The 14,721-nt window shown below is 60.0% G+C and carries 15 protein-coding genes; 5 read left to right on the top strand and 10 right to left on the bottom strand.

Features of this window, described 5'->3' with window-relative positions:
* Window positions 1-149 precede the first annotated feature (149 nt).
* Entirely contained in the window at window positions 150-1,163 is a 1,014-nt protein-coding gene (locus tag P2081_RS12700) for a zinc-ribbon domain-containing protein (RefSeq protein ID WP_278923244.1), read from the bottom strand.
* Window positions 1,164-1,365: 202 nt separating this feature from the next.
* On the opposite strand from P2081_RS12700, the gene P2081_RS12695 reads away from it, so the two are divergent.
* The 5 genes from P2081_RS12695 to P2081_RS12675 are packed head-to-tail and all read left to right on the top strand — an operon-like array spanning window position 1,366 to window position 4,502.
* Window positions 1,366-2,043 (top strand): cell division ATP-binding protein FtsE, encoded by a 678-nt coding sequence (locus P2081_RS12695; RefSeq protein ID WP_278923243.1) that lies wholly within the window; start codon window positions 1,366-1,368, stop codon window positions 2,041-2,043.
* Window positions 2,040-2,939, top strand: a complete 900-nt coding sequence (locus P2081_RS12690; RefSeq protein ID WP_278923242.1) for a cell division protein FtsX — start codon at window positions 2,040-2,042, stop codon at window positions 2,937-2,939. The genes P2081_RS12695 and P2081_RS12690 overlap by 4 nt, the downstream gene beginning before the upstream one ends.
* Complete coding sequence (locus P2081_RS12685) at window positions 2,936-3,676, top strand: lysophospholipid acyltransferase family protein (RefSeq protein WP_278923241.1); 741 nt, start codon at window positions 2,936-2,938, stop codon at window positions 3,674-3,676. The genes P2081_RS12690 and P2081_RS12685 overlap by 4 nt, the downstream gene beginning before the upstream one ends.
* Window positions 3,663-4,268 carry a pyridoxamine 5'-phosphate oxidase family protein gene (locus P2081_RS12680; protein WP_278923240.1) on the top strand — a complete coding sequence of 202 codons (606 nt, stop codon included), beginning with the start codon at window positions 3,663-3,665 and terminating at the stop codon, window positions 4,266-4,268. The genes P2081_RS12685 and P2081_RS12680 overlap by 14 nt, the downstream gene beginning before the upstream one ends.
* Window positions 4,269-4,271: 3 nt before the next feature.
* Window positions 4,272-4,502, top strand: coding sequence for a hypothetical protein (locus P2081_RS12675; RefSeq protein WP_278923239.1), 231 nt, complete (start codon window positions 4,272-4,274; stop codon window positions 4,500-4,502).
* A 59-nt stretch (window positions 4,503-4,561) separates the two neighbouring features.
* On the opposite strand, the gene P2081_RS12670 is transcribed toward P2081_RS12675, so the two are convergent.
* The 9 genes from P2081_RS12670 to sucC all read right to left on the bottom strand — a co-directional run bounded on the left by P2081_RS12670 (window position 4,562) and on the right by sucC (window position 14,596).
* Window positions 4,562-4,870, bottom strand: coding sequence for an EthD family reductase (locus P2081_RS12670; RefSeq protein WP_278923238.1), 309 nt, complete (start codon window positions 4,868-4,870; stop codon window positions 4,562-4,564).
* A 137-nt stretch (window positions 4,871-5,007) separates the two neighbouring features.
* Window positions 5,008-6,402, bottom strand: coding sequence for a dihydrolipoyl dehydrogenase (gene lpdA / locus P2081_RS12665; RefSeq protein ID WP_278923237.1), 1,395 nt, complete (start codon window positions 6,400-6,402; stop codon window positions 5,008-5,010).
* Window positions 6,403-6,492: 90 nt separating this feature from the next.
* The gene (locus P2081_RS12660; RefSeq protein WP_278923236.1) at window positions 6,493-6,882 is read right to left on the bottom strand and encodes an MAPEG family protein; all 390 of its coding nucleotides are present in this window, start codon (window positions 6,880-6,882) and stop codon (window positions 6,493-6,495) included.
* Window positions 6,872-7,288: a hypothetical protein gene (locus tag P2081_RS12655; protein ID WP_278923235.1), complete on the bottom strand. Its 417-nt coding sequence runs from the start codon at window positions 7,286-7,288 to the stop codon at window positions 6,872-6,874. Before P2081_RS12655 ends, P2081_RS12660 begins: the two co-directional genes overlap by 11 nt.
* A gap of 1 nt (window position 7,289) precedes the next feature.
* Complete coding sequence (gene odhB / locus P2081_RS12650; protein WP_278923234.1) at window positions 7,290-8,804, bottom strand: 2-oxoglutarate dehydrogenase complex dihydrolipoyllysine-residue succinyltransferase; 1,515 nt, start codon at window positions 8,802-8,804, stop codon at window positions 7,290-7,292.
* Between the two features lie 11 nt (window positions 8,805-8,815).
* Window positions 8,816-11,767, bottom strand: coding sequence for a 2-oxoglutarate dehydrogenase E1 component (locus P2081_RS12645; protein ID WP_278923233.1), 2,952 nt, complete (start codon window positions 11,765-11,767; stop codon window positions 8,816-8,818).
* Window positions 11,768-12,022: 255 nt separating this feature from the next.
* A complete protein-coding gene (gene sucD / locus P2081_RS12640; RefSeq protein ID WP_278923232.1) occupies window positions 12,023-12,907 on the bottom strand; it encodes a succinate--CoA ligase subunit alpha in 885 nt (294 codons plus the stop codon).
* Between the two features lie 17 nt (window positions 12,908-12,924).
* The gene (locus tag P2081_RS12635; protein ID WP_278923231.1) at window positions 12,925-13,395 is read right to left on the bottom strand and encodes a hypothetical protein; all 471 of its coding nucleotides are present in this window, start codon (window positions 13,393-13,395) and stop codon (window positions 12,925-12,927) included.
* 7 nt (window positions 13,396-13,402) lie between these two features.
* Complete coding sequence (gene sucC, locus P2081_RS12630; protein WP_278923230.1) at window positions 13,403-14,596, bottom strand: ADP-forming succinate--CoA ligase subunit beta; 1,194 nt, start codon at window positions 14,594-14,596, stop codon at window positions 13,403-13,405.
* Window positions 14,597-14,721 lie beyond the last annotated feature (125 nt).

The following is a 14,721-nucleotide window of genomic DNA, read 5'->3' as shown; positions in this document are numbered from 1 at the left end:
CGCGTTCATTTGCAGTCGCGCGACTGGCTCTGACTATTTGATTTTACGTATCGCTCTAAACTGGGCGCCTCTCCCGAGCGGCATACTCGAGGAGTGCGCCTCTGCTTGATAGCCCTGGGTCGCCAGCGGTTGCGGCGCAGAGGGGCCGCTTAGATCTGTGGCTGTTGCAGCGCGCTGACCTGGGCATCAAGCCAAAGCCGCGCCTGATCCACCCAGGTGACGTAGCTGCTCAAATAGGGGTCGGCCTGGGGTACGGCCTCGGCGATTTGCGATGCATTGCTATAGGTCATGACCAGCACCACGACGAGAAGAATTGCCAAGGCAAACCCGCGGGTAAATCCCGATTTACGCCGTGGCGCGGATTGTTCGTTGGGGCCGGGCGGCGGCATTGGCGTGTCTGCGGTGCGCAGGGTTGAGTTGATTTCTTCGATGTCGGGCAGAACGCCACGTTTTAACCCGCTGGCCTCGGCAGCGAGGCGGCGTGGATCTTCGCCGCGCAGACGTGCCATGCGGTCCTGCGCCTGCCGGGACCGCTGGGCCGCCCCGTCTTCAGGCAGGTCATCCAGCCCCAGATTGGACTGGGTCTCTAGCGGTTGTGGCCGCGGCTTGCCCTGATCGGCGGCGCGCAGGGTGGTTTCTCGCTCGGCTTCTTCGCGTAGGATGTCGCTTAGCGCGGGGTCAAGGCTGCGCGGTTTCGGTGCAGGGTCTGCTGCGTCCTTGGTTTCGTCACTCGCCGCAGTGCTGTCCTGATCTGCCGCCTCTGGGGCTGCTTCCGGGGTAGCGGTGGCTGCCGCTGGCGGGGCTTCCGGCTCCGCAGGTGCGGGCGCTGGTTCCTCGGCTTCGGGGGCTGCGTCCTTTGCGTCGGCATCGCGGTGCGAGGCTGCGGGCTGATCGGTGGCTTCGGCCCCCGTTGCCGCCGGGGCTTCAGGTTCTGGCTCCGGTGCGGGTACTGGCGTTGGATCTGGCTGGGATTCTGGTTGGGGCGGCGTTTGTGCCGCAGCGGTGGTATCTGCCTCACCGGGATCGGTGTCAGCCACAAAACCAACGGGATGCTGAAACCAGGTATCGGCGCAGTTAGAGCACTGCACATCACGGCCTTCTGGTGGAATGACGTCATCCGGCACTTCGTACTGGGCACCGCAATTCGGGCAGGTCAGGCGCATAAAGATCTCCTTGGCCCCGGAGGCATCCGGGTAACTGTCGGCAGTATTTCTAAATAACAATAGGCAGTTCGGGGCTGTCGCGAAAGGGTGAATTGCGATTTGTCCTGGCGTTGTGCGGCTTGGTTTGGCGGCATTGCCCCATGGCCCATTGAAACTGGCGGGCTGCTGGGGCAAAACTGGCTGGCGCAAACAGGGGACCGTCGTGATAGAGCTGGAAAACGTTGGCTACAACTACGGAGGCGGGGAACTGCTGAGCGATGTCTCGGTAAAGCTGGCGCCGGGATCGTTTCATTTCCTGACAGGGCCATCGGGCGCGGGCAAGACCACCCTGTTGAAACTCTGCTATGGGGCGCTGACGCCGACCTCGGGACGGGTGCGGGCCATGAACATGGATGTGCGCGGGCTGGATCGTGACCAGATGGCGCATCTGCGCCGTCGCGTTGGCGTGGTGCATCAGGATTGCCGGTTTCTCGATCATCTGTCGGTGATCGAAAATATTGCGCTGCCGCTGACTGTCGCGGGCAAGGATCTGAGCCAGGAAGACGCCAACCTGCGGGAGCTGCTGACCTGGGTTGGCCTGTCGCAGCGGGCTGATGCGCTGCCGCCAGAATTGTCTGGTGGGGAACGACAGCGGGCGGCCCTGGCGCGTTCGGTGATTCTGTCGCCGGATGTGATCATCGCCGATGAACCCACCGGCAACGTCGATTGGGACATGTCACAGCGCCTGCTGCAGCTGCTGGTCGAGCTGAACCGCATGGGCAAGACCATCCTGGTGGCAACCCATGATATGTCGCTGATCCGGGCCGCCAAGAAACAGGTGCAGGCCCGCGTGCTGCGGATTTCAGCCAGACAATTGCACCAAGCGGGGGCAGATCTATGAGCGAAGGACGCCTGCGCAAGTTGATTATGGGCGATGCCCAGGCCGATCGGGTTGTGCCGCCAAGCGGGTTCACCGCGCAGTTGACGCTGTTTGTTGCCGGGGCGATGGCCTTTCTGGCGGTTTTTGCCCTGGCGCTGTCACTGGCATCGGGACGGTTGGCCACCCGCTGGGCGGATGAGCTGGCCCGGGCGGCAACACTGCGTATCAATGCACCCGCCGAACAACGTCTGGCCCAGACCGAGGCGGCGCTGACCATTTTGCAGCAAACCCCCGGTGTGGCCTCGGCCCGCGCCCTGAGCGATACGGAACAGGCCGCGCTGCTGGCGCCCTGGTTCGGGTCTTCGCTCGTGCTTGACGGCCTGCCGGTGCCGCAGTTGATCGAAGTGATCGAAGATGATCCGGGCTATGACGGCACCGGGCTGCGCCTGCGCCTGCAGGCCGAAGTCCCCGGTGCGGTGCTGGACGATCACACCCGCTGGCGCGCCCCCCTGGTGGATGCCGCGCGGGCGCTGCGACGGCTGGGGACGGTTGCGATCCTGCTGATTGCGGGGGCGACGGCGGCGATGATCACCCTGGCGGCCAATGCGGCCCTTGCAGCCAATGCCCAGGTGATCGAGGTGCTGCGTCTGGTGGGCGCCCTGGACAGTTATATCGCCCATGCCTTTATCCGCCGCTTTACCCTGCGCGCCCTGGGTGGTGCTGCGGCTGGCATGGTGCTGGGGATGATTGGTGTCTGGCTGATGCCGGCCGCCTCGAATGAAGGCGGTTTCCTGACGGGCTTGGGCTTTCAGGGCTGGACCTGGGGCCTACCGCTGCTGATCCCGCCGCTGGGGGCATTGGTGGCCTTTGTTGCGACCAGTCGCGCCGCGAAAAAACGTCTTGGAGATTTAGCGTGAGATTTGCATTCCAGTGGCTGCGGTCGCTTCTTTTTGTTTTTCAGATCTATCTGATGATGCCGATCTTTGGACTAGCCTTTGCGCCCTGGGCGATTTTCAGCAAACGCGGCGCGCGGCTCTGCTGTAAAAGCTATTCGCGCTGGGTCTTCTGGACCGCACGGCTGATGGTCGGCATCCGCTGCGAAGTGCGCGGCACTCCACCACAGGGAGAGGTCCTGATCGCCGCCAAGCATCAGTCTTTCCTTGATATCATGATGATTTTCACGGCACTGCCAACGGCCAAGTTTATCATGAAAAAGGAAATCCTGCGCACGCCGGTGATTGGCCAATATGCCAAATTGCTGGACTGTGTGGCGGTCGATCGTGGCAAGCGCGGCGCGGCCATCGACAAGATGGTGCAGGACGTCAAGACGGGCCACCAAGAGGCAGGCCAGTTGATCATCTATTCGCAAGGCACGCGGGTCGCCCCCGGCGTCAAGGCGGACTACAAGATTGGTACCGGAGTTCTTTATGAACAGCTTGGTCAGACCTGTGTGCCAGTGGCGACCAATGTGGGCGTGCTCTGGCCGCGCACCGGAATCATGCGCAAACCTGGTGTTGCTGTGGTCGAATTTCTGGACCCAATTGAGGCTGGCATGGATCGGAAGGAATTTATGGCTGTTCTTGAAGAGCGGGTGGAAGCAAAATCAGATGCGTTGATGCGTGAATTGGGGTTTGATCCGGATGCAGTTTCTTAAGACAATTGATGACCTAGAGGCGCTTTATGGTGCGCCGGGGGCAGCGTCTTTGCGCAAGGTAGCGCGACGTATGACGCCGCTTTATCGTCAATGGATCATGGCGTCGCGGCTGTGCATGTTGACCACGGTTGGTCCGGAAGGAACGGATGACAGTCCGCGCGGCGACGATGGCCCTGTGGTGCTGGAACTTGATCCGGGTACCTTGGCGCTGCCGGATTGGCGGGGGAACAACCGGCTGGATTCCCTGCGCAATATTATCCGTGACGGGCGGGTTTCCTTGATGTTTCTGGTGCCGGGGTCAAACAATGTGGTGCGTGTGAATGGCACCGCTGCTGTCACCGCCGATGCCGATCTACGGGCACAATTTGACCGCGGTGGCAGGCAGCCAGCCACGGTGATTGTCATATCGATCGATGAAATCTATTGCCAATGCGCCCGCGCCCTGATGCGTGCAGGCACCTGGAACGCCGGCGATGAAAGCGCCACCCTGCCCAGTATTGGCGAAATCATCGCTGAACAGACCGATGGCGAGGAAGGTGGTCATGACTACGATCAAGCCTGGGGGGCGCGCGCTGCCGCGACCATGTGGTAGCCGATGGAGCCGGTCCCGACAGAGCCCGAGGCCACGGCGTTTTTAGCCTGGCTGGCTGGATATCTCGCCGTTTTTCTGCTGCTTGTGTGGCTGTCGCGCCAGTTCCGCGAGAGCTTTCTTGACTGGATCACCCTGAAGGATCCGCTTGGCCTGCGGTTCTGGCGGCAAAACATCCTGTTTGCGGCCTTCAGCCTGGCTTACTTCGCGGTGTCAGTCCTGTTCCTTGGCGGCTGATCAACGGGGCAACCGGCAGCGCTATTGATCCTTGGGCAGCGATACGCACGCGACCAGGGTCAGCCGATTACATCACCGATCAACATCTGGGGCTGAACATTGGTGAAATTTGGCAGGTCAGCCATTACCGGTCCAGCCCCCTTGAGCGCTGCGCCCATAGCCGCCTGGTCGGCAAAGGTGATGGTGGCAATTGCATAGAAGGGCGGCGGAAGATCCGGTCCGCCTGCAACCCCCTTGGTGACAAGCGTTTTCTCGATATGTGGCCCCATGTGTTCTGCCACCAGTTTCATATGGGTTTGGCTATAGTAGCCATAATCGAAGGTTGTGCCTTCGCTGATTGGGTAGATTACCTGCAGTGACACGGACATCCGTATTCCTTCCCTATGGGTCACAGAGAGTAGAGCGCGAATGGGGGCCAAATTCCATCAAAAACACGGTCACGATCAGGTGGAAATAAAAAGGGCAGCCAGGATGGCTGCCCCTTGGGTCTTGCTGCTGAACAGGATCAACTGTGGATCGCGCCATTGCCGCAGGCCAGAGCGGCCTCGCGCACCGCTTCGGAATAGGTTGGATGGGCATGGCAGGTCAGGGCAATATCTTCGGCAGAGGCGCCAAATTCCATCGCTACGCAGATCTCGTGGATCAGATCGCCGGCACCGGGGCCAATGATGGCCGCGCCCAGCACCCGGTCGGTTTCCTTGTCTGTGATGATCTTGACAAAGCCACCTTCGGCCTGATGTACCGCCTTGGCGCGGGCATTGGCCATGAAGTTGAACTTGCCAACCTTGACCTTGCGACCTTCGGCTTTCAGGGCGTCTTCGGTGGCGCCAACAGTGGCGACCTCGGGCGTGGTGTAGACCACGCCGGGGATGACGCCGTAGTTTACATGGCCATGTTTGCCCGCGATCACATCGGCAACCGCCATGCCCTCGTCCTCGGCCTTGTGGGCCAGCATCGGGCCTTCGATCACATCGCCGATGGCAAAGACGCCAGGCACATTGGTACGCCACTGGGCGTCTGTGGCGATCTGGCCGCGTTCGGTCATTTTCACGCCCAATGCATCCAGGCCAAGCCCTTCGGCATAGGGTTTGCGACCGGTGGCAACCAGGACCACATCGGCATCGATGACTTCCTCGGTGTCAGGTGTTTTCTTCAGCGCGTATTTCACTTTGGCCTTGGTCTTGGTGGCGTCAACGCCCTGTACTGCGGCGCCCATGATGAAGGTCAGGCCCTGCTTTTCCAGGATGCGTTTGAAGCCGCGCTGCACGTCCTTGTCCATTCCGGGGCAGACTGCATCCAGATATTCAACCACGGTGACCTCTGAGCCGAGGCGGGCATAGACCGAGCCAAGTTCCAGCCCGATAACGCCGGCGCCAATGACGACCATCTTTTTAGGCACCTTGGGCAGATCCAGCGCGCCGGTGGAGGTGACGACGATTTTTTCGTCGATCTCAACCCCGGGTAGGGAGGACGGCACCGAGCCAGAGGCTATCACGATGTTCTTGGCCTCATGGGTGTCATCGCCGACCTTGACCTGGCCCGCAGCAGGGATCGAGGCCCAGCCCTTGATCCAGTCTACCTTGTTCTTTTTCATCAGAAATTCGATGCCGCCAGTGTTCTGGCCGATGACGTCTTCCTTATAGGATTTCATCTGGTTCCAGTCGACCGAGGGGGATTTCCCCTTGAGGCCCATGTCGGCAAAGTTGTGTTCGGCTTCGTGCAGCATATGCGTTGCATGCAGCAGCGCCTTGGAGGGGATGCAGCCAACATTGAGACAGGTGCCGCCAAGGGTTTCGCGCCCCTCTACGATGGCTGTTTTCAGGCCGAGCTGGGCACAGCGAATGGCGCTGACATAGCCGCCGGGGCCTGCACCGATGATGATGACGTCATAGCTTGCCATGTATTAGGGTCCTTTGTGGTTGGACGGGAAGGGGGCGCTGCCCCCGGCCCATGCGGGCCTCCCCCGAGGTATTTGTGGAAAGATGAAAGCCTAGATTAGGGCGGCGATGAGCATGGTGGTGGTGGCCAGAAGGCCGATAAACCAGATCACCGAGCGCCAGGGTGAGAGCCCCAGGGCATAGGCAGGGACATAGGCGATGCGGGCCCCTAGGTAGATCCAGGCGCAGGTCTGTGTAATGGGCGTGGATTGCTCACCAAGGGTGACAACGAGGCAGGCGATGGTGAAGAGGGCCAAGCCTTCGTAGTGGTTTTCCATCGCGCGTTTGAAGCGGCCTGCGAGCCCGGTAAGCTGTACGGGTGTGTCGCGTGGGCCGAGGGCAACCTTGGGGCTGACCTGCCGGTTGGCCGTGATGGAATAGGCGCAGAACTGCAGGACTTGCAATAGGGCGGCGAGGGCGAGGATGGTGAGTTCAGTGGTCATGTGATCCAGACCTGTCAAAATACGTGCTAGCATGTTCTGCGGTCAAACCGACGATTTCAGCGACTGCGGCCCGGTATCCGGTTTGCTCCGCGTCCTGCAGAACGGATTTCAGGCGTTGTGCGATTGATTGTTCAGGAAGGGGGGATGGCTTGTTGAGCACTGCTATGCCTTTTGCCGTCAAAACCGGGTCTTTCGCCCCCATGCTGTCAGACCAGAACCTCTGTTTGTTGGCCAAGCGCACAAGCCCTTCATCTATGAGCCATTGAAAGCTGACATCGTAGTATGGCACATTCTCTGGCTTCAAGCCGGTGTCTTCAAATTTGAAATCACCAGCCTGAAAGCCACGTTGCCATAGGGCGAGCAGAATTGCGGCAATTGCGTCTTCGCTGCCCGCCCTATGGTCCATCTTACAGATCCATCAGCAGGCGGCGGGGATCCTCGAGGGCTTCCTTGACGCGGACCAGGAAGGTCACGGCGCCTTTGCCGTCGACGATGCGGTGATCGTAGCTGAGCGCCAGATACATCATCGGCCGGATCTCTACCTTGCCATTGATCGCCATGGGGCGGTCCTGGATCTTGTGCATGCCCAAGATACCGGACTGTGGCGGGTTCAGGATCGGCGAGGACATCAGCGAGCCGTAGACGCCGCCGTTGGACAGCGTGAAGGTGCCACCCTGCATGTCTGCCATGGAGAGCTTGCCGTCACGCGCCAGTTTACCTTTGGCAGAGATGGCTTTTTCGATTTCGGCAAAGCTCATGCTGTCGGCGTCACGGATGACTGGAACAACCAGGCCGGTTGGGGTGCCGGCGGCGACGCCCATGTGGACAAAGTTCTTGTAGACCACATCGGTGCCGTCGATCTCGGCGTTGACTTCGGGCACTTCCTTCAGCGCGTGGCAGCAGGCCTTGGTGAAGAAGGACATGAACCCCAGGCGCACGCCGTGCTTTTTCTCGAACTGGTCTTTGTACTGGCTGCGCAGGGCCATCACCTCGGTCATGTCCACCTCGTTATAGGTGGTTAGCATGGCAGCGGTGTTCTGGCTTTCCTTCAGGCGTTTGGCGATGGTCTGGCGCAGGCGGGTCATTTTCACCCGTTCTTCGCGCGCGGCATCATCAGCGGCCACAGGAGCGCGCGGTGTCGGGGCCGCTGCCGGGGCGGCTGGTGCAGGTGCGGACGCCGCGGCGGCAACCGCGCGGGCGACATCGTCCTTCATGATACGACCATCGCGGCCGGTGCCTGCAACATTGGCGGCAGAGAGCCCGGCTTCGGCCATGGCCTTTTCCGCCGATGGCGCATTGGCGATGTCTTTTCCGGCAGCGGCGGGTGCCGCCTGCGCCGCAGGGGCGGCGGTTGGTGCCGCTGCTGCGGCTGATCCCGCGATCACGCCGAGTTTGGCGTTGGCTTCTACTGTTGCGCCCTCACCGGCGATGATTTCCGACAGCACCCCGGCGGCGGGGGCGGGGACCTCGACAGAGACCTTGTCGGTTTCCAGTTCGCAGAGCATTTCGTCCTGCGCCACGGTGTCACCGACCTTTTTGAACCAGACCGAAACAGTTGCCTCGGTCACCGATTCGCCAAGAGTTGGCACCATGACATCTGTGCTGCCTCCGCCGCTGGCGGCGGGGGCGGCTTCTGCCTCTGCTGCGGGGGCAGGGGCGGCGGCTTTGGGAGCTGCGGCGGCACCGGCGGCGCTGATATTGGCCAGCAGCGCGGCGACGCCGACGGTCTCTCCTTCACTGGCGACGATATCCGCCAATACGCCGGCAGCCGGCGCGGGCACTTCGACGGTGACCTTGTCGGTTTCCAGCTCACAGAGCATTTCATCCTGCGCCACGGTGTCGCCGGGTTTCTTGAACCAGGTGGCCACGGTGGCTTCGGTAACGGATTCGCCCAGGGTGGGCACGCGAACTTCGGTTGTCATGTCTGTCTTCCTCAGATGCTCAGCGCGTCGTTCACGAGCGCAGCTTGTTGGGCTTTATGTTGGCTGGCGAGGCCGGTTGCGGGCGACGCCGATGTGGCACGGCCGACGTAAGCGGGCCGGGTGTGCTTGGCCTTGATCCGGCTCAGCACCCATTCGATATTGGGCTCGATAAATGTCCAGGCACCCTGGTTTTTGGGCTCTTCCTGGCACCAGACCATTTCGGCACCTTTGAACCGTTCCAGTTCCTTGACCAGCGAGATCGCCGGGAAGGGGTAGAACTGCTCGATGCGCATCAGATAGACGTCGTCAATGCCACGGGCATCGCGTTCTTCCAGCAGGTCATAGTAGACCTTGCCTGAACACATGACCACGCGCTTGATCTTGTCATCCTTGACCAGCTTGGTCTCGGAATTGCCGTGCTGGGCATCATCCCACAGCACCCGGTGGAAGCTGGAACCGGTGGTGAATTCCTCTGCCTTGCTGACGGCCAGCTTGTGACGCAGCAGCGATTTAGGCGTCATCAGCATCAGCGGCTTGCGGAAGGAGCGATGCAGTTGGCGGCGCAGGATGTGGAAGTAGTTTGCCGGTGTGGTGCAATTGGCAACAATCCAGTTGTCCTGACCGCACATCTGCAGGAACCGTTCCAGACGGGCCGATGAATGTTCCGGCCCCTGGCCTTCAAAGCCATGTGGCATCAGGCAGACCAGGCCGGACATCCGCAGCCATTTGCTTTCGCCTGACGAGATGAACTGGTCGAACATGATCTGGGCGCCATTGGCAAAATCGCCAAACTGGGCTTCCCACAGGGTCAGCGCGTTGGGTTCTGCCAGCGAATAGCCATATTCAAAACCCAAGACAGCATATTCCGACAGGGCGGAGTCGATCACATCGTATTGCGACTGGCCTTCACGGATGTGGTTGAGCGGGAAATAGCGCTCTTCGGTGTCCTGGTTGATGATGCCTGAATGACGCTGCGAAAAGGTGCCACGGGTGGCATCCTGACCGGACAGGCGCACCGGGTAGCCTTCGGTCAGCAAAGAGCCAAAGGCCAGTGCTTCGCCAGTGGCCCAGTCAATGCCGGCCCCGGTTTCAAACATCTTGCCACGGGCCGCAAGAAAGCGTCCCACGGTTTTATGCATCGGAAAGCCCTCGGGGACCGAGGCCAGGCTCTTGCCGATTTCGGCCATGGTTTCCGGTGGAATATCGGTGCGGCCACGCTGATAGTTGTCGTCTTGTTTATCCAGGTGCGACCAGCGCCCATCCAGCCAGTCGGCCTTGTTGGGTTTGTAGTCCTTGCCGATCTCGAACTCTTCGTTCAGATGCGCCTGGAAAGAGGCCTTCATATCCTCGATCTCGCCCTCGGGGATCAGCCCATCCTTGACCAGACGTTCAGTATAGAGGCTGAGCGTGGTCTTGTGGCCCTTGATCTTCTTGTACATCAGCGGGTTGGTGAACATGGGCTCGTCGCCCTCGTTGTGACCAAAGCGGCGATAGCAGAAGATATCCAGCACCACGTCCTTGCCAAATTTCTGGCGGAACTCGGTGGCCACCTTCGCGGCATGGACCACGGCTTCCGGGTCGTCGCCGTTGACGTGGAAGATCGGGGCCTCAACCACCAGTGCGTTGTCGGTGGGATAGGGGGAGGAGCGCGAGAAATGCGGCGCGGTGGTGAAACCGATCTGGTTGTTCACCACGATATGCATGGTGCCGCCGGTCTTGTGACCCTTGAGGCCAGACAGCGCAAAACATTCCGCGACAACGCCCTGGCCGGCAAAGGCCGCATCGCCGTGCAGCAGGATCGGCAGCACCTTGGTGCGTGCATCGTCGTTCTTTTGGTCCTGCTTGGCGCGGACCTTGCCCAGAACAACCGGGTTCACCGCCTCCAGGTGAGAGGGGTTCGCGGTCAGGCTGAGGTGCACGGTATTGCCGTCAAACTCACGGTCGGACGAGGCCCCGAGGTGATATTTCACATCGCCCGAGCCATCGACATCTTCGGGTTTGAAGCTACCGCCCTGGAACTCGTTGAAGATAGCGCGGTAGGGTTTTTGCATCACATTGGCCAGAACCGACAGACGGCCCCGGTGCGGCATGCCGATGACGATTTCTTCGACACCAAGGTTACCACCGCGTTTGATGATCTGCTCCATCGCTGGGATCAGGCTCTCGCCGCCATCCAGGCCGAACCGCTTGGTGCCCATGTATTTCACATGCAGGAATTTTTCAAAACCCTCGGCCTCAACCATCTTGTTGAGGATCGCCTTGCGGCCCTCGCGGGTGAAGGTGATTTCCTTGTCGTAGCCCTCGATGCGTTCTTTCAGCCAGGCGGATTGTGCCGGGTCAGAAATATGCATGTATTGCAGGGCAAAGGTGCCGCAGTAGGTGCGTTTGACGATGTCAACGATCTGGCGCATCGAGGCAACCTGCAGCCCCAGAACATTGTCGATGAAGATCGGGCGATCCATATCCGCTGCCATGAAGCCATAGCTTTGCGGGTCCAGTTCGGGGTGGGGGGCGTCGCTGCGCATCGCCAGCGGGTCCAGATCGGCGGCCAGGTGGCCCCGGATCCGGTAGGCGCGGATCAGCATCAGGGCGCGGATCGAATCCAGCACGGCGCGCTGCACCTGCTCGTCCGAGACCTCGACGCCGACTTTGGCGGCCTTTTCCACGATCTTTTTACCTGCGGCCTTGGCCTCGGCGGGGGCGGGCCATTCACCTGTCAGCGCCGCTGTCAGGTCATCGTTGGGGGCCGGTGGCCAGTCGGGGCGCGCCCAAGAGGGGCCAGCCGCCTCGGCCGTTACATCAGGTTCTGCATCGCCCATCTGGCGGAAGAACTCTGCCCAGGCGGCATCCACCGCATTTGGGTCTTTGGCATATTGCGCATAGAGCTGCTCAAGATACTCGGCATTGTGCCCCTGCATAAAGGAGGAGGCGTGGAACAGGTCGTTGGGAGAGTTATCGGTCATGGATGTGCTCACTGCAGAGGATCAGAGACTGAAAATCAAAAGGGACAAGCGATGTCGTGCGAAAGGGGTTCGCGGACGGGTATATTGCAGATGTGTTTCGCAATACTTACGGCGCGCAAGGCGGGGCAAAGGCAATCAACGCAATCACTTGCGGTGCCTGTTGCGGCCTGGCTCGGGTATCGGAAATCCTGTGTCATGTGACCTGCCATATCCGGGTAGAGAGTATGGGGCGACCAAAGCCGCCCCAAAGGATCCTTAGCCTTTGATCGCTTTCAGCACCGCTTCGCCGAGGCCCGCGGGGCTTTCGGCAACGACGATGCCAGCAGAGCGCATGGCTTCGATCTTATCTTCGGCACCACCTTTGCCACCGGCAACGATTGCGCCCGCGTGACCCATGCGGCGGCCGGGAGGGGCTGTACGGCCAGCGATGAAACCAGCGACGGGCTTCCAGCGGCCTTTTTTCTTCTGCTCGGCGAGGAATTCAGCGGCTTCCTCTTCGGCAGAACCACCAATTTCACCAATCATGATGATCGACTGGGTCTCATCATCATCCAGGAACAGGTCCAGCACGTCGATGTGCTCGGTGCCTTTGATCGGGTCGCCACCGATGCCAACAGCCGAAGACTGGCCAAGACCAATATCCGAAGTTTGTTTCACGGCCTCATAGGTCAGGGTACCGGAGCGCGATACAACCCCAACAGAGCCACGTTTGTGGATGTGACCGGGCATGATGCCGATCTTGCAGGCGTCGGGGGTGATGACGCCGGGGCAGTTCGGACCAATGAGGCGCGATTTGGAGCCTTCCAGCGCGCGCTGCACCCGCATCATGTCCAGCACCGGGATGCCTTCGGTGATGCAGACGATCAGTTCCATCTCGGCGTCGATCGCCTCGAGGATTGAATCGGCGGCAAAGGGGGGCGGCACGTAGATCACCGAGGCATTGGCCTCGGTCACGTGCTTGGCTTCGTGCACGGAGTTAAAGACCGGCAGGTTCAGGTGGCTCTGGCCGCCTTTGCCTGGGGTCACACCGCCGACCATTTTGGTGCCATAGGCGATGGCCTGTTCAGAGTGAAAGGTGCCCTGCGAGCCGGTGAAGCCCTGACAGATGACCTTGGTGTTTTCGTCGATAAGGACTGCCATGTGAGGAGTCTCCTAAACTAAGAATTTGTGTCCTGTTTCGGCATAGTGAGAAAGCTCCAAGCCATGCCGAAAATTGAGGATTTCTTTTCTGGGTAGCGATCGGTTTCGTAGATGAAATAAACAGGTGCGACACCTTCGATACCGTTATAGTTGGACTTGGTCAGGGGCGAGTATTGGATGCGCAGAAAGCGAGAGTGTATCAATCCGTGCAATGTTTCATACAGACGGTTTTCAACAGTTTCATCGCCGCTATCATTTGCATAGCGTGTTTCAGAAATTGTTGGGCGATCACCTGTGTGCTCCAAATAGCGTCTTGCGTTGACAGCAAAAGAGAGAGCAGCTTCATGCAGCCTTTCCGTTACGGGATTGTCTTCACCAATAAAGCCCTTCGGCCACTCAAACCCAGAATAGGCTACTAGATCGGTCGCGTGGCGTTGAGCCAAGCGACCTGCCAAGTAAGTGTTTACTGGGTCAGCTTTAGTGGCCACGATCAACTCAGCCCTTCACCGCTTTCACGATCTTCTCGGCGCCATCAGAGAGGTTGTCGGCGGCGATCACGTCAAGACCAGAGGTGTTGATGATCTCCTTGCCGGCTTCCACATTGGTGCCTTCCAGACGGACAACCAGCGGAACCTTCAGGCCGACTTCCTTCACCGCGGCAACTACGCCCTCGGCGATGACGTCACAGCGCATGATGCCGCCAAAGATGTTGACCAGGATGCCTTTGACCTGTGGGTCGGAGGTGATGATCTTGAAGGCCTCGGTGACTTTCTCCTTGGTGGCACCGCCGCCTACGTCGAGGAAGTTTGCAGGCTCAGCACCATACAGCTTGATGATATCCATGGTGGCCATCGCCAGACCGGCGCCGTTCACCATGCAGCCGATCTCACCGTCGAGCGCGATGTAGTTCAGGTCGTATTTCGACGCTTCCAGCTCTTTGGAGTCTTCTTCGGTGGTGTCGCGCAGTTCGGCCACATCGGCGTGGCGGTACATGGCGTTGCCATCAAAGCTCACCTTGGCGTCGAGCACTTTCAGATCACCGGTGTCAGACACGATCAGCGGGTTGATTTCCAGCATCTCCATGTCTTTGTCGACAAAGGCTTGATACAGCTGGCCCATCAGTTTGACGCACTGCTTGATCTGCGCGCCCTCAAGACCCAGCGAGAAGGCGATGCGGCGGCCGTGGAAAGCCTGATAGCCGGTGGCCGGATCAACGCTGAACGACAGGATTTTTTCAGGGGTCGCTGCGGCAACCTCTTCGATGTCCATGCCGCCCTCGGTAGAGCAGACAAAAGAGATGCGCGAGGTCTGGCGATCAACCAGCAGCGCCAGGTACAATTCGGTTTGAATGCCCGAACCGGCTTCGATGTAGATGCGGTTGACCTGTTTGCCCGCAGGGCCGGTCTGATGCGTGACCAGGGTGCGGCCCAGCATTTTCTTGGCTTCCTCGGCGGCTTCTTCTACCGATTTGGTCAGGCGGACACCGCCCTTTTCGCCGGCGCCTGCTTCTTTGAAGGTGCCTTTGCCGCGACCGCCGGCATGGATCTGTGCCTTGACCACCCACAGCGGGCCGTCAAGCTCCCCTGCGGCGGATTTGGCTTCGTCGGCCTTCAGGACGATGCGCCCGTCGGAAACCGGCGCTCCGTAGCTGCGAAGAAGGGCCTTGGCCTGATATTCGTGGATGTTCATGAGAAACTGTCCCGTCTGGCTTCAATTATCTTTGTCATAACGCCGTCATATGGCAAATCTTTAAAGGCTTTTTTGAAGGCGCGCGGGGAAATGATGAAGATTTTCCGGTTTTGTGATCACGGCTT

Origin of the sequence: Pseudophaeobacter profundi (genome assembly GCF_029697505.1) — a bacterium.
Classification (GTDB): Bacteria; Pseudomonadota; Alphaproteobacteria; order Rhodobacterales; family Rhodobacteraceae; genus Pseudophaeobacter; species Pseudophaeobacter profundi.
The sequence above is the reverse complement of the archived record's forward strand: the minus strand, read 5'-3'. Positions and strand labels throughout refer to the sequence as shown.